The following is an 18,292-nucleotide window of genomic DNA, read 5'->3' on the forward strand; positions in this document are numbered from 1 at the left end:
ATCTGGCCCGAGCCATGGAGACAGCGCAGGCCGCCGCCGATGCCGCCGATGCGATTGCAATGCGCCACTTCGGGGGCGCGATCGAGGTCGAGGTCAAGCCTGACGAAAGCCCGGTGACGGCCGCTGATCGCGAAGCCGAGCAAGCCATTCGCGACGTCATACAGGGCGAGTTTCCCGATCATGCCCTGTTTGGCGAGGAGTATGGCTACAGTGGGGAGAGCGACTGCCTGTGGCTGATCGATCCGATTGACGGCACGCGCAGCTTCATTCGCTCGCTGCCCTTCTGGTCCACGCAGATCGCGTTGATGGTCAACGGCGAGCTGGTGCTCGGCGTGTCCTCGGCCCCGAGCTTTGGTGAGCGTGCACGTGCCATCCGGGGGCAGGGTGCTTTCATTGATGACCGCCCGGTGCAGGTACGCCAGCTCGACCAGCTGGAGCGGGCCGACGTGAGTTTCGGCAATCTGCGCAGCCTGGCACGCGGTGCCGGCTGGCCCTGGGTCGGTGAGCTGGTTGCCCGCGCGGCGCGCTCACGTGGCTACGGTGATTTCTATTCATACCATCGGCTGGCCGACGGCGGCCAGGATGTGGTCGTCGAAAGTGATGTCAATATCCTTGATATCGCTGCGCTGGCCGTGATTGTGCGGGAAGCCGGGGGCGTCTTCACCGATCTGGATGGTCATGAACCCGGTCTGGAAACCCGCTCGGTGCTGGCGGCCTGCCCCGAATTGCACCGACAGTTGCTATCCTCGCGCACATGAGCAAACGAGAATCCTCCCATCCCCTGCCGGTAGTTCACGCCCGGCGTGAGCGGCGCCCAGCCGACCTGTTTCGCGTTGAACAGCTTGATCTGGAGTTTGCCAACGGCGAGCGCCGCACCTACGAGCGGTTGATCAGCCGCGGGGTCGGCGGCGTCATTATTGTGGCCATGCCGGATGACGATCATGTACTGCTGATTCGTGAATACGCCTGCGGCGTGCATCGCTATGAACTGGGCCTGCCCAAGGGCCGACTCGAGCCGGGCGAGAGCCATACCGAAGGCGCCAACCGCGAGCTGCAGGAAGAATGCGGTTTCGCCGCACGCTCACTGACCGAGTTGGGCTACCTGACGCTGGCGCCGGGTTACATGACCCACCGTACACACGTCATTCTCGCCCGTGACCTCTATGAGTCGAAACTGCCCGGCGACGAGCCCGAAGAAATTGAAGTAGTGAAGTGGCCAATGAATGATCTGGTCAGCCTTATACAGCGTGATGACTGCACTGAAGGCCGCAGTATCGCTGCCCTGTACATGGCGCGGGATATAGTGAACTCAGGTTGAGTGATGGCCGCGCGGTGCGCGTCCCGGGTTGCACCGCTGTGCTGCGTCGCGGGTGAGATCAGTGCCAACTTTGATGGGCAGCTGGCACCGCTGCAACTGTGGGAGCGGCCTCCAGGCCGCGATCTTTTATGCGCTGAGTCGCCTGTACGGCTGATGCTGCGGGGTGTTGTGCGGGCCGCGGCACTTCCAAGAGCCTCAACACTTTTAAAGTCAAGATCAAAGTCAAAGGCGTTCCGCCCGCCTGCTTCGCAGGCTGATGGCGGGTACCTTTTTTCCTGCGCGAAAAAAGGCACGAAAAAGCGCGCTTTAAAGTCAACTTCAAGATCCCACGTTCCGGGGTTTCAGGACTTGCACCGGGAGGTGGCTGGCCCCTTCGGGGAGCGGGCTTCGCGAGGGCTCGGTCGGTGGATCCGGTGGCCGTAATCCGGATAGGATGAAGCCCGCAAGAGGGCAGCCCGGCTTTGATAAGCGGGCATCCGGCCAGGGGGAAATTACCCACGCCTTTGGCTTCGATCAGCGCCGTATCGCGGTCTGGAGGCCGCTCCTGCAGGTGCTGGCGTCAATACCCCGCCGGTGGCGCGCAACGCGCGGTGTAGCCCTCGCGAGCGCAAGCCGCCGGATCTTTCCCATGGCCACTTCCGGAAACTATCCCGGGCACCACGCGACCCGCCGGGCCAGAGCGAAGCCCCCGCACCGAAGGGGCCAGCCCGCACAGCAACCGAGTCCTTGAGACAACCAAGCGTTGGACCTTGACGTTGAAGAGCGATTTTTGGTTACTTTTTCAGCTCTGGAAAAAAGTCACTCGCCATCAGCCTGCGAAGCAGGCGGGAGAAACGCCTTTGACCTTGATTTTGAAGTGTCGAGACCACCTCATCGACCCGCGAAGCTTTCTCAGAACGGTTTGACGATCACGAGCACCACGATGACGATGAGAAACACCGCCGGGACTTCATTGAACAGGCGATACCACTTCGAGCTGTGGCGGTTGTCACCGCGGGCGAAGGCCCGCACAAGCTGCCAGCACCACAGGTGATAGCCGATCAGTCCGGCCACCAGCGTCAGCTTGACGTGCATCCAGGCGCCGTTGCTCAGGTGCCAGGGTTCGCCGATCAGCGTGGCCAGGCCGAAGGTGACCGCCAGCGCGCCGCCGATGTGGGTGATGCCCAGCAGGCGCCTTTGCATGATCTTGAGCAGCTCGACGGTGTGCCCCGTGGGATTCTCGGTGGCATAGACGAACAGCCTGGGCAGATAGAACAGGCCGGCGAACCAGGTGACGACGAAAATGACATGAAACGCTTCAACCCAACGCATGGGGCGCTCCTGCGGACTGGTCCCGGTTCATAGTGCCCGCACGGGCCGGGCTTTGCTATTGTCGGACGGCATCGCTGGCGGTTCTGATGGCCTTGAATTCGGAGCCGTCTTTCCACTGCGGCCAGCGCTTCGAGTCACCCAGGTCTCGCACGATGGTGTGAAACAGCTCGATGTCCTCTACGGCACCGCGCAGATCCCAGTCGGGGCTCCAGCTGTCACAGGTCTGGTGGTAGCAGTTGCCGACATATTCTGCCACCCAGGCATCGCCGGCTTCACGGCCGCCTTCCACCAGGTCATTGCCGCCGGCGATGCCCATGATGAGGAGCACGGGCACGCCCTTGCGGGCCAAGGAGAAGTGGTCAGCGCGGAAGAACAGCCCGTTCTCGGGCAGGCTTTCCGGGGTGAGCACGCGGTCCTGCAAGGCCGCGGCGCGCGCCAGGTCTTCTTCCAGGTCGCTCTGGCCTTCGCCAACCAGGATGACATCCCTGGCCGGGCCTGCGGTTTGCAGGATATCCAGCGTCAAATTGGCAACCGTTTTCTCCAGTGAGTAGATGGGGTCTTCCACATAGGCGGCCGAGCCGAGCAGGCCGCTTTCTTCAGCGGTCCAGATAGCGAAAACGACGCTGCGCTCGAGCGGTTCTTCGGCTTTGAGCACGCGCGCCAGCTCGAGGATGCCGGCCGTTCCCAAGGCGTCATCGTTGGCGCCGGGGCGCACCGTGCGACCCTGTTCATCCGGCTCGCCCAGGCCATAGGCATCCCAGTGGGCTGCCAGCATCAGCGTCTCATCGGCGCGGGTGGTGCCGGGCAGCCTGGCCAGCACGTTCTCGCTGTTGATGGTTTCTGTGCTGACGTCGAGATCTGCGCTGAAAGTGACGCCTTCCAGCTCAAACGCCTGAAAGTCGGGGCTGCGGGCAAGCTTGCGCTGCTCATCCAGATCCAGTCCGGCGCTCTCGAACAGCTCGCTTGCGGCATCGCCGGCAAGCCAGCCCTGCAAGGCAATGGGGGGCGCAGACCCTTCGGGACGGATCAGAGAGAGCAGGGATCCGGGACCGGACGAAGCCACGGACCAGCCATAGCCGGCAGCCTTGTCTTCATGCACGATCAACGCGGCAATCGCGCCGCGTCGCTCGGCTTCTTCGAACTTGTAGGTCCAGCGGCCGTAATAAGTCATGCGGCTGCCGCCGAAAAGTCCGGCTACGGGCTCGTCGGGCTGCGCCGCAAAGTCGGGATCGTTGACCAGAAAAACCACCACCTTGCCTTCGAAGCCGGTGTCTCCGAAGTCATCCCATTGACGCTCCGGTGCGTCGACACCGAAGCCGGCAAATACCACCGGGGCCTCGGCAATGGTGACTTCTGCCTGCGACCGGGCCGTCTTCACGGCCACATCGGTGGATTGCTCGAGGTCAAGCCGCTTTCCCTTGATATCAAAACCAAAGCTGCTCGCAGGTTCAAGCTGGGTATGCTGCAGCACAACCGTCTGCGTCCAGCCGCCATCCTCGCCGCCGGGCTCAACGCCGATGGCCTTGAACTGGTCTATAAGGTACTTGACGGTCTTCTCTTCTCCGGGGGTGCCCGGGGCGCGGCCCTCGAACTCATCGGACGCCAGAACCCTGACTATTTCAGAGAGGTTTTCGGCGCTGACGCTCGCTGCATGGGTGTTGAAAGACAGCAGCATGGTGCATGCGACCATCAGCAGGGTGGTGGGCGTGGTTCTGAAAGACATCGCGGGCTCGCTGGGGTGATGAGCAGGCGTGTCAGTCTAGCAGCAAAGAACAACCGCTGGAAATCACCGCGCTGCGCCCCCGTTGCGGCATCAGGACGCGACCGGGGCTGCGACCTTTCATGGATCAACGGCGCTTGGGTTGCCGCCGCCGGGGCGGGTGGTCACTTGACGCCGACCCGGTCGGCAATGTATAAAATACGCGCACATCACAAAAAATTCATGAATTTACAACGTCATGGGTTTAAAAAAACGAACGTGCTGATCCATCCGGTTTGGGGCATACCATCTTGAAGCGGTCATCCGGCCGCTTTCTTTTTCCTGGCCGCCACCCGGCTGAGATCACCCGGTCCTCAACGGCAGCGGAAGGGGTGGCGAAGCGGCCTTCCTGGCCATCTTGCTCGGGCCATTGACGACCCCGCGTACGGGATTGAAGGCAAAGCGAGCAAACACCATGTTTCCGTTGTCCAAGGTATCGACACGTCCCGGAGCAGCAAATGAGTAACACCGAACCCATGATCTTCACCCCGTCAGCCGCCGCCAAGGTCCGCGAGCTGATTCTCGAGGAGGGCAATCCCGAGCTCAAGCTGCGCGTCTACATCACCGGGGGCGGTTGCTCCGGGTTTCAGTATGGCTTTACCTTTGATGAACAAATCGAGGACGGCGATCTCACCGTTCAGCGTGAGGATGTCACTCTGGTCATCGATCCCTTGAGCTTTCAGTACCTGGAAGGCGCCGAGGTGGACTACAGCGAAAGTCTGCAGGGCGCGCGTTTTGTCATTCGCAACCCGAATGCCGCCACGACCTGCGGCTGCGGCTCCTCTTTCGGAGTCGGTTGAGCAGTTGCTGCGAGGGGGCGCGGCTCAGGCCCCCGCGGTCGGGCAACGGTCGAACGTGCGTCCCTTGATGCCTGTCTTCAGCCCGGCAGCAATCGCACCGGTTGCGGGTTAATATCGCCAGGACATGACTGTCCTTATCGTTCTTGTCGGCCTGTTGCTGAGCCATCACGTGACCGCCTTCGGTCGCTGGCGTGACTTTCGCTGGCTGCTCTGGCCCGCCGGCCGCCTGCGTTCGCGATTTTCTCCGATGCCCTGGCTGCTGCTGGCTGTCATCATTGCCACGGTGGTGCTGGCGGCGTGGCTGGCCACGGCCGTGGCGGTCGCTGTGCTGGGTGGTTTCGGCTGGGCGTTGCTGGCTCTGGCAACGCTGATCTACACGCTGGGGCCGCGCGATCTGGATGACGACATCGAGCTGATCCTCGAGCAGCCTGAACATGCCAACGGGCGCCGGGCCGCGCGAGCATTGGGGTTGACCCCGGATTCCAGCCCCCAGGCCGGTGGCGCGGCGGTTGCGCATGCCGCACGCAGGCGCTGGTTTGCGGTTCTGTTCTGGTTTGTGCTGCTGGGCATCCCCGGCGCGCTGCTTTATCGCTTGTCGCAAAAGGCCATGCAGATCGAAGATCTTTCCGAAGGCGAGGTCGACAGCCTGGCGCGGTTGCGCTGGATCCTGGAGTGGCCCGTGCTGGTGCTGATGACCGCCTCTCTGGGCCTGGTTACCGATCTCGACCGGGTGGTGCAGGCCTGGAAGCATTATCACCGTGATCGCGCCTGGTGGATCGTTTCGCCGCGCCTGATCGATGATGTGTTCGGCGCTGTTCTGGGCGATGAAACTTCGCTTGAAACCGGTCTGCGTCGCGGCCACCAGCTGGTCTGGCGTATGCTGGTGCTGTGGCTGGTGATCATGAGTGTGATGCTGATCGCGGGCTGGTTGGTGTGATGTGCCGGGTCTCGGGGGGTTGAGGGTAGGCATGCGGTGTTTGATCTGTCTTCAACTATCAGGAGAGTTGCTGTGAAACGTTTATTTATCTTGATTGCCGGCTTGTCTATTGCCGGGCTTGCCTCCGGTGAAACCTGGGTTCGCTGCGGTGGTGTCATCGATGTGGCCGCCGGCGAGCGGCTGGATGCGCATACCGTCGTAGTTCGCGATGGGCAGGTTGATGAGTTGCGTTCCGGTCACCCCGCCTGGGCCGATGGCGTGGAGCGCGTCGATCTGTCCGAATTGACCTGCCTGCCGGGCCTGATGGATATGCACGTCCACCTGAGCTCTCAGTCCAGCCCTTCGTCGTATATCGAACGGTTTACCCTCAACGAGGCCGACGCGGCCTTGCGTGCCGCAGATTATGCTCGCAAGACGCTGGAGGCTGGCTTTACCACCGTGCGCAACCTCGGGGACAGCTTCAATGAAACCGTGGCGTTGCGCGACGCGATCAATCAAGGCCGTGTTCCGGGGCCCAGGATCTTTACCGCTGCCAAGTCATTGGCGACGACCGGCGGGCATGCCGACCCGACCAACAGCTGGCGCTCGGATCTGGCCGGAGCTCCGGGTCCCAGAGAGGGCGTGCTCAACGGCGTTGCCGAGGCCCGTGAAGCCGTGCGTCAGCGCTACAAGGACAACGCCGATGTGATCAAGATCACGGCTACCGGCGGTGTGCTCAGCGTGGCGTCCAGCGGCGACAACGCCCAGTTCCGCATGGACGAGCTCGAGGCGATCATCCAGACTGCCGCAGACTACGGCATGCACGTTGCCGCGCACGCCCACGGTGCCGAAGGCATGCGCCGCGCCGTCGAGGCCGGTATCCACTCCATCGAGCACGGCACCTTCATGACCGACGAGATCATGGCCCTGATGGTCGACAGAGGTACCTGGTTCGTACCGACCATCGCGGCAGGCAAGTTCGTGGCCGAAAAGGCCGAAGTCGAAGGCTACTTTCCGCCGGTCGTGGCGCGGAAGGCGGGGCAGATCGGACCGCAGATGCAAGACACCTTTGCGCGTGCTCATGCGGCTGGTGTGCGCATCGCTTTCGGAACCGACACCGGCGTGAGCGCGCACGGCGAAAATGCTCAGGAGTTCGGCTACATGGTCGAGGCCGGCATGAGCCCGGCCGATGCCCTGCGCTCGGCAACCATCCACGCCGCCGAGCTGCTCGGCCGCGAAGACGAGATCGGCCGCCTCGAGACCGGCTTCGCCGCCGACCTGATCGCTGTCGACGGCAACCCGCTTGAAGACGTGACCGTGCTGGAGAACGTCCGCTTCGTCATGCGCGACGGGCAGGTGTTCGTCGATCGTTCGGACGCCAACTGATGGCGTTCACGGTCAACCATCGAAATCCTTGAAACGCAAAGACGCAAAGAATTAAGGATTGAAAACCATCGACCACGGAAGGCACGGAAGGCGCGGAAGAAGAAGTTCCTTCAAAAAAAGTTGGGTTTCTTTTTCCGTGTGATTCCGTGTCTTCCGTGGTTTCAATGCTTTTATCTTGATTGGCGTTTCCTTTGCATTCTCCGCGTCATCGCGTTCAAGAGGTTCTGGTTTTCGGGCCCCTTCAATCCGCATAGCCGCTGAGTTCGAGATAGCCGTGCCCGAGCTTCTCTCCGGTGTCGGCCGCGCGCACGCCCACGGCGCCTTCCCAGTAGCTGACGGTGCCGTGCCAGCGCTGGTCATCGAAACGGGCTTCGACCTCGAGTGACAGCTCCTCCGAGGGCAGCTCGATGGTCCACTCCAGCGGCCATTGATGACCATCGGCGTCGCGCCAGTGGCGCGTGGGGGTCAGGCGGAAGTCTTGCGGGCCCAGCGTTCGCGCTCTGCCGTCGGGGTAGACCACCTTGCCGGCGGAAAAGCGCGCGGATCGGCCGTCGTCGGTGCGCAGGCGGAAGGCCATCAGATCGCGGCCGTCGTCGAGCTGCAGCGAGAACCAGTCCCAGCCGACCATGTTGTCGGTCAGCTGGCTCGAGCCCCACTCGCGGTCCAGCCAGGCCAGACCCGCGACCGCAACCCGTCGATCATCGACCCGGACATGGCCGCTGGTGGCCAGGCGGGTGATCGAGTAGTAGTACGAGGCGTTGCCCGGCTGCGGTCCTTTCTGGCTGTAGCCATTCTCTCCCTGCGGCACGGGCGCACGCAGCGATTCCATTTCCAGGTCCAGGGCAAATTCCTCGGTGCCGGCCTGCAGGCTGAACTGATCGCCGCCGCGTCTGACCTCCCAGTCGCGCAGCCACCAGCGATCTTCGCTGGCGCCGGCCAGGCCCAGCGCGCCGCGGGCGAAGCGCTCGGCCTGGTGAAAGACGCGGCCTTCCACGTCGCTGAGCGCCAGGTGGGCCATCCACACGGCCTCGGCGCTCCAGGCCGAGTCGGCGCGGCGCGCGTGGTCGAGCGCGAAGCGGAACAGCGTGAACTGGAAGCCCCAGCGGTCGCCATCGGGGCCGTCGAGGTTGCCGGTGAAATACCACCATTCGTTGCGGTAGCCCGGATGCGCGGCATGGTCTGCGGGAAAGATGAACGGTCGCGGTTCGGTCACCCGGCGAAAGGTCTCGGGTGCGTCGGTGAGCAGCCCGCTGGCGCTCAGCCTGCCGTCAATGCCCGGCTGCGCCCGGGTCTGCCAGGCCAGCCAGCCGATCAGGGCCAGGGCAACGACAGCGACGATGGCGAAATCGCGGCGCATCATTCCTCCTTGAGCTCGCCGGCCGGGTCGCGGCGGCCGATGCGCCAGGCCGGATACACGCCCGCCAGCAGCCCGAAAGCGAGCGCCAGCGGCAGCATGACGGCCAGCGGGGCCAGCGGCCAGCTCAGCGGCAGGCTCCAGCCAAACGCGCGCGGCTGGATGACCAGCGACAGGCCGATGTGGATGGCAAGCGAAAGCGGGACCGCTACCAGGGCGGCGGCCAGCGCCAGCCCGGCGGTCTGGCAGACGACGAGGATGTGCAGGTTGCCCGGCGTCAGCCCCAGCGCCCGCAGGGTGGCATAGTCGCGCCGGCGCTCCAGCCCCAGCGCCAGCAGCGCGCTGACGAGCGCGATGGTGGCGATCAGGCCGACCAGCGCGGCTAGCGCCCAGGAGATGCGGAAGGTCCGGTCGAAGACCGCCAGCGTGTTGGCATAGACCGCATCCCTCGAGGTGAGCCTGAGCCCGGGATCGATGGCGTGCAGCTGATCGGCCAGGCGTGCGCTGTCGATCGTCGCGTCTTCGTAGTAGAGCGCCAGGCGGTCGGTCAGCGAGTCGCCGAACAGCCGGCGGTAGAGCGGCAGATGAATGGCGACGGTGCCCATCTCGCTGGCATAGTCGCGATAGACGCCGACGATCGGCAGCCTTGTGTGGCCGCCCGGCGTGCTCAGCTCGATGGTGTCGCCGGTGCCGAGCCGTGTTCGCCGCGCCAGCGGCTCGGAGATGATTGCCGCCTCGTTGGCGAGCACTGCCCGGTAGGCTGCGTCCGGATCACCGGCCAGCCACTCGAAGCCGGCCCAGCCGCGCGGCGGCAGGCCGTAGGCAATCAGTTCCCGGCCGTCGGCGAGCACGCGGCGGCGCGCGCCGGAGGTATCGGCCAGGCCGGGCAGGGCGGCGATTCGCTCGACGGTGGCCGCATCGAGGCCGCCGTGGCTGGCGGTGACGTAGCTGTCGGCGCGCAGCAGGCGGTCGATCCAGTCGTCGACCGCGGCGCGGAAGCCGAGCACCATCATCGCCAGGCCGACTGCCAGCGCCAGCGCCAGGCTGAGCGCGGCCAGGGCCGGGCGAATGCGCTTCTGGCCGGCCAGAAGCAGCGCCAGGGCGCGCCCGGGCAGGCGCCGCGGTGCGACCCGGCTCAAGGCCGAGAGCACGCGCACGCCCAGCTCCGGCGCGAGCAGGGCAAAGCCGCCCAGGGCGAGAAACAGGGCGGCAAAGGCCACCTCCAGGCTGCGGCTGGCCGACACGATGAGGGCCGCCAGGCCCAGCAGACCGAGCGCGGCGGTCACGCTGAGCAGCCGGTGTTCGGCCTGGGCCGGGGGCAGGCGGAGAAGGCGGCCCGGCGGAATCCGGCGCGCTTCGTGTAGCAGGCCGAGCACCGAGATCAGGGCGGTGCCTACGGCGCCCAGCCACAAAAACAGATACAGGCCGGCCTCGGGCTGCACGCGGGCGGGCGCCAGCAGGCCGTAGAGTTCGGCAACCGGGGTGCGCACCAGCCCGATCAGGCCGGCGGCCAGCAGCGTGCCCAGCACCAGGCCGATCAGCGCGGCCAGCCCTGCCAGCACGGCGGTTTCGGTCAGCAGCAGTGCGGTGATGCGACCGCTGGTCACGCCAACGGCGCGCAGCATCGCCAGGCTGCGGCGGCGCTGGACCAGCAGGAAAGACAGCACGCTGAAGATCACGAACAGGCCCACGGCGAGGCTGATCAGGCCCATCGCCGTCAGGTTCGCGCGCATGCCTTCGGTCAGCCGGGCTGCGGTATCGCGGCGCTGGGTGGCGCTGCTCAGTTCGAGGTCGTCCGGCAGCCGCTGCTGCAGCCAGTCGCGGGCTTCAGCCGGGGCGTTGATCCAGCTCAGTTCGCCCTGGCGGCCGGTCAGGTCCTGCAGCGCGGCAATGTCCATCAGCAGGCGATCGTCGAGGTCCGGCCCGGTGGCCACCGGGCCGATGAGTTCGACTTCGAAGCTGCGTTCGCCGAGGCGAAGGGACAGCGCCTCACCCTCGGCCTGCCCGAGACGCTCGAGCGTTGACGCATTGGCCGCGGCTGCGGCGGGCCATTCGAGCAGGCGGGTGAGCAGCCCGGGCGGCAGCAGGCTGCGGCCGTCGCCGGCAAAGGGGTCGATGCCCAGCAATTCGAGACGATGCTCGCCGAGGGCCACCCGCTGCTGAAGTACGGGAGTCAGCGGTGGTGCGCCGTCGTGCAGTGCCAGCCGGCGGTAAAGCGTCTCGTCCAGGGGGCCGCCCGGTGACGTCACGCGCACGCTGTCGCGCCCGGAAAGGGCCACGGCCGCGCCGTCGAGCGAGTCGACGAGCACATCGCGCATCAGCGCCACGCCAGTCATCACCGCCACCCCGGCGGCCATGCCGGCCAGCGCCAGCGCCAGCTGGCCCGGGTGGCGCCGGAAGAACCGCCGGGATGATTGCAGCAGCAGATACATCAGTCTGCGTGCAGACGGCCGCCGCGCAGGCTCAGCCCACGGTCGCAGATTGCGGCTGCGGCGGGGTTGTGGGTGACCAGTATCAGGGCACAGCCCTGAGCCGCCGTGATTCGGTCGAACAGCGCCAGTACGCGCTCGGCCGTGGCCTCGTCGAGGCTGCCGGTGGGCTCGTCGGCGAGCAGCAGCTCGGGCCCGTGAATCAGGGCGCGGGCGATGGCGACGCGCTGCTTTTCGCCCCCGGAGAGCTGGTCGGGCATCCGCTCCAGCAATTCGGAGATGCCCAGTATTGCGGTCAGTTCGCCGGCCCTGTCGTTGACGTTGCTGCCGCCGCCCCCTGCAGGAGCATCAAGGCCGTTGAGCCACAGCGGCAGCGTGATGTTTTCGCGCACGTTCAGCGAGTCGATGAGATTGAAGTCCTGAAAGACCAGGCCGATGTTGCGCGCCCGAAAGCGCGTCAGCCCGGGTTCGGCAAGGTCGGCAAGCCTCTCGCCGAGCACTTCCACGACGCCAGCGTCGGGCCGATCCATGCCGGCGGCGAGGTTGAGCAGCGTGGACTTTCCCGAGCCGGAGGCGCCCATCACGGCGACACGCTCGCCCCTTGCGACGTCAAGATTCAGGTGCTCGAGCACGGTCACCACCCGTGCACCGGCGCGGAATCGGCGGGTCACGCCGCGCAGCGCCAGTGCGGTTGACGAGCGGTTTTCGGTCATCGACTGAACTCCTGTTTGACGCAGGCCGGGAGTCATTATGGAAGAAACTGCCCGTTGATGGGGCTCTGCCCCCGGTGGGGAGGAACTTTCCGCTGCCGTGCCGCTCTTAATCAGCGGAAGCCCTGCGGGCGATTTTCGCAATTGGATTGGTGTTTGTGCATCATCTGTGGTAGCCTTACAACCAACCTTGGCAAAACCGCAACGGTTGAACCAGGGTCGCAGGGCGCGAAGCGAGGTACATCACTCCGACATAATTGCCCCTCCCGTGACCCGGGAGGGGCTTTTTTTTGAGTCAACCGACAATAACGATCCAGATCCGGAGTCATCGACATGCAGCTGACGATGTTGAAAGGCAAGATTCACCGCGCAACCGTTACCCGGGTCGAGCGCGACTACGAAGGTTCCTGCGCCATCGACGAAACGTTGCTCGAGGCAGCAGGGATTCTCGAGCATGAACAGATACATATCTACAATATCACCAGCGGCGAGCGCTTCGTGACCTACGCCATTCGCGGCGAGCGCGGCAGCGGTGTGATTTCGGTCAACGGCGCCGCGGCTCACAGGGCGGAACAGGGCGACCTGGTCATCATTGCCGCCTATGCGCGCATGTCCGAGGCCGAGGCAGGCGAGCACGAGCCGCGTCTGGTCTATCCTGACGCCGACAATCGAGTCGTGCGCACTGCCGGGCGGATTCCTGTCCAGGCCGCCTGATTTTCAGGCGCCATCGTTGCAAAAAAACAACACCCCGACTGTTGCTGCGCTGATGGCTGCCGATCCCGGCCGGGCGCAGGATTTTGTGCGCAGCGGCGGCGGCTGGTGCCTGGACTTCTCGCGGGTGCCCATGACCCGCGAAGGGCTCGCGGCTCTGGAGGCGCTGCCGGCAGCATCGCGGTTGAAAGCTGCCGTGGAGCAGCTGTTTTCCGGCAAGGTGGTCAACCCCAGCGAGGGCCAGCCGGCCCTGCACATGGCGCTGCGTGCTTCCAGGTCCTTTCAGGGGCTGGAAGCCAGCGAAGCCGAGCGCGTGCTCGCCGAGCGCGATCGTTTCCTGGGTGTGGCGCGCCGGCTCCACGCCGGCGAAGCCGGCCTCACCGACCTGATTCACGTGGGCATCGGCGGCTCCGACCTGGGGCCCCGGCTGGTGGCCGACGCCCTGAGTGGCGATGACAGCGCGGTACGCGTTCACTGGCTGTCGACGCTGGACGGTCGCCGTTTCGAGCGCCTGTGTCGACAGCTGGATCCGGCCACCACCGGCCTGGTGATTGCCTCGAAGTCCTTTTCCACTGAAGAAACCCTGCTGCTGGCCCGCGCCGCCAGGGAGTGGCTCGGCAGCGGCTGGGCCGAACGCTGCTGGGCCGCCACGGCCAATGTCGAGCGCGCGCGGGCATTCGGTCTCGACGACGCGCACATTCTTTCATTTCCGGCGTGGACGGGCGGGCGCTTTTCACTCTGGTCTTCAGTCGGCGTCAGCGCGGCGGCCGCGATCGGCGTGGATCGTTTCGAAGCCCTGCTGGCCGGCGCTGAAGCGGCCGATGACGACTTTCGCGATCGGCCCGATGCCGCCGGAGCGGCCACATTTCTGGGCCTGCTGATGCATTACCTGCGTCGCGAGCTTGACTGCAAGACGCTTGGCTTCGTCAGCTACGAACCGCGCCTGGCGCTGCTGGCCGACTACCTGCAGCAGCTGATCATGGAAAGCCTTGGCAAGGGCGTCGAGCTGACGGGCCGGCTCGTCGACGGGCCGACGGCGCCGCTGATTTTCGGCGGCTGTGGCACCGATCTGCAGCACTCGATCTTTCAGGCCCTGCATCAGGGGCCGGATTCACATCCGCTGATTCTGATCGGCGCGCGGCAGGGTGGGCATGATCGACCGGATTGGCAGCGGCGTCAGCTGGCGCATCTGCTGGCCCAGGCCGAGGCCTTGTCCAGCGGTCGTGCCGAGGGGCAATCCTTTCAGCGCATGCCGGGCAATCGACCCGTGGCCACTCTGCTGATCGACCAGCTTGATGCCGCCTCGCTTGGATGGCTGCTGGCCAGCTTCGAGCAGGCGGTCTATGCCCTGTCGGTGATCTGGCGGATCAATCCCTTCGATCAGTGGGGCGTCGAGGAAGGCAAGCGCCTGGCCTGCGAGATCAGGCGCCGGCTCGACTAGCCGTCGCCACCCTCGCCTTTGCGGTTGGTGCTGTTGATCGGAATGGTGATGATCGGCAGACCGATGGCATCGTTGCGTGTGCGCGCCTGCAATACATCGCCTCGATGCTCGGTTCCGTTCGGCCCCAGAAAGTAGAACATCTCGGCCACGCCGTGGAATTGATCGAGTGTGATCAGGTTGATCCGCGCGGTCTCGCTGAGGCCCGGCACAAAACCGAGTGGCAGCACCAGCCCTTTGCTGCTCTGATCGGTGCCCAGCGCGGTATAGAAGACTTCCAGCCGGATCTCGGCTTCGTTCGGCTCGTCGACCAGCTGCATGTCAAAGCGCCGGGCCAACTCCACTCCCAGGCGCCAGTCTGCATACCGCTGGATATCGGTGTGGTTGACGAAATGGCTGGACAGGTGCACGCGCTTGCCTGAATGCGGCGCGAAATCCCCGGCCGGCAGATGCTGCATCAGGTCGTCGATGCTGTGTGTCACCAGCTGCTGTGCACTCGCCCCGACGAGCGAATCCTGAACCTGTCGCGATGAGCAGGCGGTCAGTATGATCAGGCAGAAAACGATGAGAGACAGGCGGCAGGCGCTGTTCGACATGGCAGGTTCTCGTGCTTCATTGAAGTCAACCGGGGTCGAAGGATAACAGCCCGACATCAATTCGGCTTGCACCCGGGGAGCGGGCAACCGACAATGCCGCTTCCCCGGCCGTTGCCAACCCATTCGAGCACATGTCTGCAAGTTCTCACGCCCCTGATCTGCCGGCAGAAATCCGGCGAACGTTGCTGCTCGCCGGTCCGCTGATCATCGGCCAGGTGACCGGCTATGCGATGACGGTCGTCGACACCCTGATGGCCGGCCGGCTGGGCGCGCTCGATCTCGGCGCGGTTGCCGTGGGCTCGTCCATCTGGACTGCCGGCATGGTGTTCATCGTCGGCATGCTGATGGCCGTTTCCGCCGCGGTCTCCCAGCTGGAGGGCGCCGGGCAGCGTCGCCAGGCCGGCGAATTGACCCGCCAGGCGCTCTGGCTGGCCCTGTTGGTCTCGCTGCTGCTGTTCTGGCTCATGCGTCGCGGCGGCTGGGTGATGTCGGCCATTGGTGTGGAGCCGGCCGTGGGCGAGCTGGCCAACCGCTACCTGCTGGCCATCAGCTGGGGCATGCCGGCGCTGGCGGGCATGACCGCGCTGCGCTTTTTCTCCGAAGGCATCGGCTACACGCGCCCGACGATGTACATCGGCGTGGCCGGCATTGTGTTCAATGTGCCGCTCAACTACACCTTGATGTTCGGCAAGCTCGGCATGCCGGCTCTGGGGGCCGAGGGCTGTGGCTGGGCCACGGCCAGCGTGTTCTGGCTGCAGCTGCTGATGATGGCGGCCTGGATCCTGTGGCAACCTCGCTATCGTCCGTTCGCGGTCTTTTCGCGTTTCAGCGGGCCGGTGTGGCGCGAGATCTTGGGTCTGATCAGGCTGGGTCTGCCGATCGGGGTCATGGTGTTCTTCGAGGTCAGTCTGTTCATCGCCAGCGCTCTGGCGATCGGTACCCTTGGCACGGTGCCGGTGGCTGCGCACCAGGTGGCGGTCAACTATGCCGGGCTGATGTTCATGGTGCCGCTGGGCCTGGCGGGGGCGATTACCGTGCGGGTGGGCAACGCGGTTGGTCGCAAGGACCGCGCGGGCGCCCGCCGCGCCGGCGTCGTCGGCATGCTGATGGCGCTGGGGTTCGGGGCGCTGTCGTCCGCGCTCATGGTGCTTTTCCCCGAGGCCATCGTGCGCCTCTACACCGCAGACGCCGAGGTCGTCGCGCTGGCCGTCAGCCTGTTGTTCTTTGCTGCGGTCTTCCAGCTGGCCGACTGTCTGCAGGTCTCGGCTGCCGGCGCGCTGCGTGGCCTTGGAGATACGCGCGTGCCCATGTTCTACAGCGTCGCCGCTTACTGGCTGGTGGGCATGAGCCTGGGCTGGTGGCTGACCTTCCGTCAGAACTGGGGGCCGGCGGGCATGTGGTGCGGCATCATTGCCGGTTTGACGGCTGCGGCTTTTCTGCTGAGCTTCCGGTTTCTGCGCACCACCACTTCTGGCGAACGCGTCCGCACGCTCGCGGCGGTGCAGAGTGCGCCTGAGTGATTCACGACGTCAATGACTAACGGCATATTGTGAGCTTCTGCGGAGACTGAGTAGAATGGCTGTAGATCCTTCCTCGCCAAAAATTCCTCAATGACTCTGAATTCGAGACCCAACGTGCTCGTCCGGCTGTGGCTGGGCTTCTGGCGCGGCCTGACCGCATTTCGCATGGCCGTGTTCAACATCATCTTCCTGGTTGTGCTGGCGCTGTTGATCCGCGTGTTGTTCTTTACATCCGATCAGATCATCGTCGATGCGCAGACGACGCTGGTCATCGAACCCGAAGGTACGATCGTCGAGGAATACACCGGGACCGTGCTGGATCGTGCCCTGGGCGAGGCCATCGGCCAGGCAGCGACCGAAACCCGGCTGCGCGACATTCTGGCGGCTCTGGACGGCGCCGCCGAAGACGATCGCATCGTGCAGGTCCTGGTTCGCACCGACAAGCTTTGGGGGTTGGCCCCGGGGCTGCAGAGCGAGCTGGCCGATGCCTTTGCGCGCTTCCGTGAGACGGGCAAGCAGGTCATCGCCTACGGCGGCACGATGATGCAGGGGCAGTACATGCTGGCTTCGATGGCCGATGAGGTCTGGCTGGATCGGGACGGCATGTTGCTGCTCGAGGGCTACAGCCAGTATCGGCAGTACTATGCCGAAGGCCTCGAAAAACTCGAGGTCGATGTCAACCTGTTCCGCGTCGGCGAATACAAGTCGGCGATGGAGCCGTTCATCCGCAACGACATGTCCGCGGCCGACCGCCGGGCAACCGAAACCTGGCTGAGCGATCTCTGGCAGAGCTGGCTCGATCAGGTAGCGATTCATCGCGGCCTGCCGGTGGAAGTGCTGGTCGATCTGACCGAGAATTTTGCCACCGTGGTCGAGGCGGCCGACGGCAATCTGGCCGCCATGGCCCTGGAGCGTGGGCTCGTTGACCGACTTGTCAGTCGACCGGAGCTGCGCGCCGAGCTGGCCAATCGTGGCAGTGCCGATGCCGACAAGGGGTTCCGTCAGATCGGGTTTGCGACCTACGTCAAGGCCTCGCAGCAGTGGCGGCCAGGCGCCGATCAGGTGGGCATCATCGTCGCGCAGGGAGCGATTGTCGAAGGCAACCAGCCGCCGGGTACGATCGGCTCGGAGTCGACTTCGCGCCTGATTCGCCAGGCCGCGCGCGACGACAGCATCAAGGCCGTCGTGTTGCGCATCGACTCGGGCGGCGGCAGCGCGTTTGCCTCGGAGGTCATCCGCAGCGAGCTGATGGCGCTCAAGGAGGCCGGCAAGCCGGTGGTGGTGAGCATGGGCAACGTTGCCGCATCCGGCGGTTACTGGATCGCCATGGGCGCTGATGAAGTCTGGGCCTATCCGACAACGCTCACCGGCTCGATCGGCATTTTCGGATTTTTCCCGACGTTTCAGGACACGTTGGCGAAGATTGGCGTGCATACCGATGGCGTCGGCACCACGCCGCTGTCCGGCGCCCTGCGTGTCGACAGTGCACTGAAAGAGCCGGCACGCAATCTGCTCCAGAGTTTTATCGAGCATGGCTATCGCGAGTTCACCCGGCTGGTGGCAAAGCACCGCCACATGTCGCTCGAGGAGGTCGATGCGGTCGCTCAGGGTCGCGTCTGGAGCGGTGCGCAGGCCCAGCGTCTCGGGCTGGTTGATCAGCTCGGCACGCTCTCTGAGGCGGTTGCTTCGGTGGCGCGCAGCGCGGGCATCGGCGAGCGCTATGAGGTGACCTATGTCGAGCCCAGGCTCTCGCCGGTCGAGCAGTTCCTGGTCGACATGGCATCGGCCTCGGTTCGGATGGCTGCGGCCCACTCCACGACTCGGGTCGCGAGCTGGCTTCCCGGCGAGCTGGGGCAGACTCTGCTCGCTGACCTGCGATTGGTGCTGAATCAGACGCAAACCGGCCGACCCGGCGTCATGGCGCACTGCCTGTGCCGGGCGCCGCGCTGAGCGCCACGGAAACGCGTTTCAATCTCGACCTGCTTTGAGTATGATGGCCGCTTCGCTCTGGCCGGGCGGGGACGGAGGCGGTCGACGCGATCCA

15 protein-coding genes are annotated in these 18,292 nt (G+C 65.0%); 9 read left to right on the top strand and 6 right to left on the bottom strand.

The features are described from left to right. The first annotated feature begins 14 nt into the window (after positions 1–14). Together ACEWQZ_RS04465 and nudE are read left to right on the top strand one after the other, a co-directional pair. Positions 15–758: an inositol monophosphatase family protein gene (locus tag ACEWQZ_RS04465; protein ID WP_476481936.1), complete on the top strand. Its 744-nt coding sequence runs from the start codon at positions 15–17 to the stop codon at positions 756–758. Beyond that, the gene (gene nudE, locus ACEWQZ_RS04470; protein WP_476481862.1) at positions 755–1,318 is read left to right on the top strand and encodes an ADP compounds hydrolase NudE; all 564 of its coding nucleotides are present in this window, start codon (positions 755–757) and stop codon (positions 1,316–1,318) included. Before ACEWQZ_RS04465 ends, nudE begins: the two co-directional genes overlap by 4 nt. Before the next feature lie 891 nt (positions 1,319–2,209). Here nudE and ACEWQZ_RS04475 read toward each other — a convergent pair. Both ACEWQZ_RS04475 and ACEWQZ_RS04480 read right to left on the bottom strand, forming a co-directional pair. Then, positions 2,210–2,629, bottom strand: coding sequence for a CopD family protein (locus ACEWQZ_RS04475; RefSeq protein WP_476481863.1), 420 nt, complete (start codon positions 2,627–2,629; stop codon positions 2,210–2,212). A gap of 55 nt (positions 2,630–2,684) precedes the next feature. Then, positions 2,685–4,352 carry a M20/M25/M40 family metallo-hydrolase gene (locus ACEWQZ_RS04480; protein ID WP_476481864.1) on the bottom strand — a complete coding sequence of 556 codons (1,668 nt, stop codon included), beginning with the start codon at positions 4,350–4,352 and terminating at the stop codon, positions 2,685–2,687. Between the two features lie 494 nt (positions 4,353–4,846). On the opposite strand from ACEWQZ_RS04480, the gene erpA reads away from it, so the two are divergent. The 3 genes from erpA to ACEWQZ_RS04495 all read left to right on the top strand — a co-directional run bounded on the left by erpA (position 4,847) and on the right by ACEWQZ_RS04495 (position 7,490). Beyond that, positions 4,847–5,188: an iron-sulfur cluster insertion protein ErpA gene (erpA, locus tag ACEWQZ_RS04485; protein WP_476481865.1), complete on the top strand. Its 342-nt coding sequence runs from the start codon at positions 4,847–4,849 to the stop codon at positions 5,186–5,188. A gap of 124 nt (positions 5,189–5,312) precedes the next feature. Next, positions 5,313–6,125 carry a hypothetical protein gene (locus tag ACEWQZ_RS04490; protein ID WP_476481866.1) on the top strand — a complete coding sequence of 271 codons (813 nt, stop codon included), beginning with the start codon at positions 5,313–5,315 and terminating at the stop codon, positions 6,123–6,125. A 72-nt stretch (positions 6,126–6,197) separates the two neighbouring features. After that, a complete protein-coding gene (locus tag ACEWQZ_RS04495; protein WP_476481867.1) occupies positions 6,198–7,490 on the top strand; it encodes a metal-dependent hydrolase family protein in 1,293 nt (430 codons plus the stop codon). A 241-nt stretch (positions 7,491–7,731) separates the two neighbouring features. On the opposite strand, the gene ACEWQZ_RS04500 is transcribed toward ACEWQZ_RS04495, so the two are convergent. Genes ACEWQZ_RS04500 through ACEWQZ_RS04510 form a run of 3 tightly spaced genes read right to left on the bottom strand, consistent with a single transcriptional unit; the run spans position 7,732 to position 11,986 of the window. Next, complete coding sequence (locus ACEWQZ_RS04500; RefSeq protein ID WP_476481868.1) at positions 7,732–8,850, bottom strand: lipocalin-like domain-containing protein; 1,119 nt, start codon at positions 8,848–8,850, stop codon at positions 7,732–7,734. Continuing rightward, complete coding sequence (locus ACEWQZ_RS04505) at positions 8,847–11,276, bottom strand: ABC transporter permease (protein WP_476481869.1); 2,430 nt, start codon at positions 11,274–11,276, stop codon at positions 8,847–8,849. Before ACEWQZ_RS04505 ends, ACEWQZ_RS04500 begins: the two co-directional genes overlap by 4 nt. Further along, positions 11,276–11,986: an ABC transporter ATP-binding protein gene (locus ACEWQZ_RS04510; RefSeq protein ID WP_476481870.1), complete on the bottom strand. Its 711-nt coding sequence runs from the start codon at positions 11,984–11,986 to the stop codon at positions 11,276–11,278. The genes ACEWQZ_RS04505 and ACEWQZ_RS04510 overlap by 1 nt, the downstream gene beginning before the upstream one ends. A gap of 330 nt (positions 11,987–12,316) precedes the next feature. Here ACEWQZ_RS04510 and panD point away from each other — a divergent pair, with 330 nt between their 5' ends. Together panD and ACEWQZ_RS04520 are read left to right on the top strand one after the other, a co-directional pair. Continuing rightward, positions 12,317–12,697: an aspartate 1-decarboxylase gene (gene panD / locus ACEWQZ_RS04515; protein ID WP_476481871.1), complete on the top strand. Its 381-nt coding sequence runs from the start codon at positions 12,317–12,319 to the stop codon at positions 12,695–12,697. A gap of 16 nt (positions 12,698–12,713) precedes the next feature. Then, a complete protein-coding gene (locus ACEWQZ_RS04520) occupies positions 12,714–14,135 on the top strand; it encodes a hypothetical protein (protein WP_476481872.1) in 1,422 nt (473 codons plus the stop codon). Here ACEWQZ_RS04520 and ACEWQZ_RS04525 read toward each other — a convergent pair. Continuing rightward, a complete protein-coding gene (locus tag ACEWQZ_RS04525; protein ID WP_476481873.1) occupies positions 14,132–14,728 on the bottom strand; it encodes a hypothetical protein in 597 nt (198 codons plus the stop codon). The genes ACEWQZ_RS04520 and ACEWQZ_RS04525 overlap by 4 nt on opposite strands. Before the next feature lie 131 nt (positions 14,729–14,859). Here ACEWQZ_RS04525 and ACEWQZ_RS04530 point away from each other — a divergent pair, with 131 nt between their 5' ends. Together ACEWQZ_RS04530 and sppA are read left to right on the top strand one after the other, a co-directional pair. Further along, entirely contained in the window at positions 14,860–16,248 is a 1,389-nt protein-coding gene (locus tag ACEWQZ_RS04530; protein ID WP_476481874.1) for an MATE family efflux transporter, read from the top strand. Between the two features lie 90 nt (positions 16,249–16,338). After that, positions 16,339–18,198, top strand: a complete 1,860-nt coding sequence (gene sppA / locus ACEWQZ_RS04535) for a signal peptide peptidase SppA (RefSeq protein WP_476481875.1) — start codon at positions 16,339–16,341, stop codon at positions 18,196–18,198. Positions 18,199–18,292: the final 94 nt, after the last annotated feature.

Source organism: Wenzhouxiangella sp. YN1 (assembly GCF_056324145.1).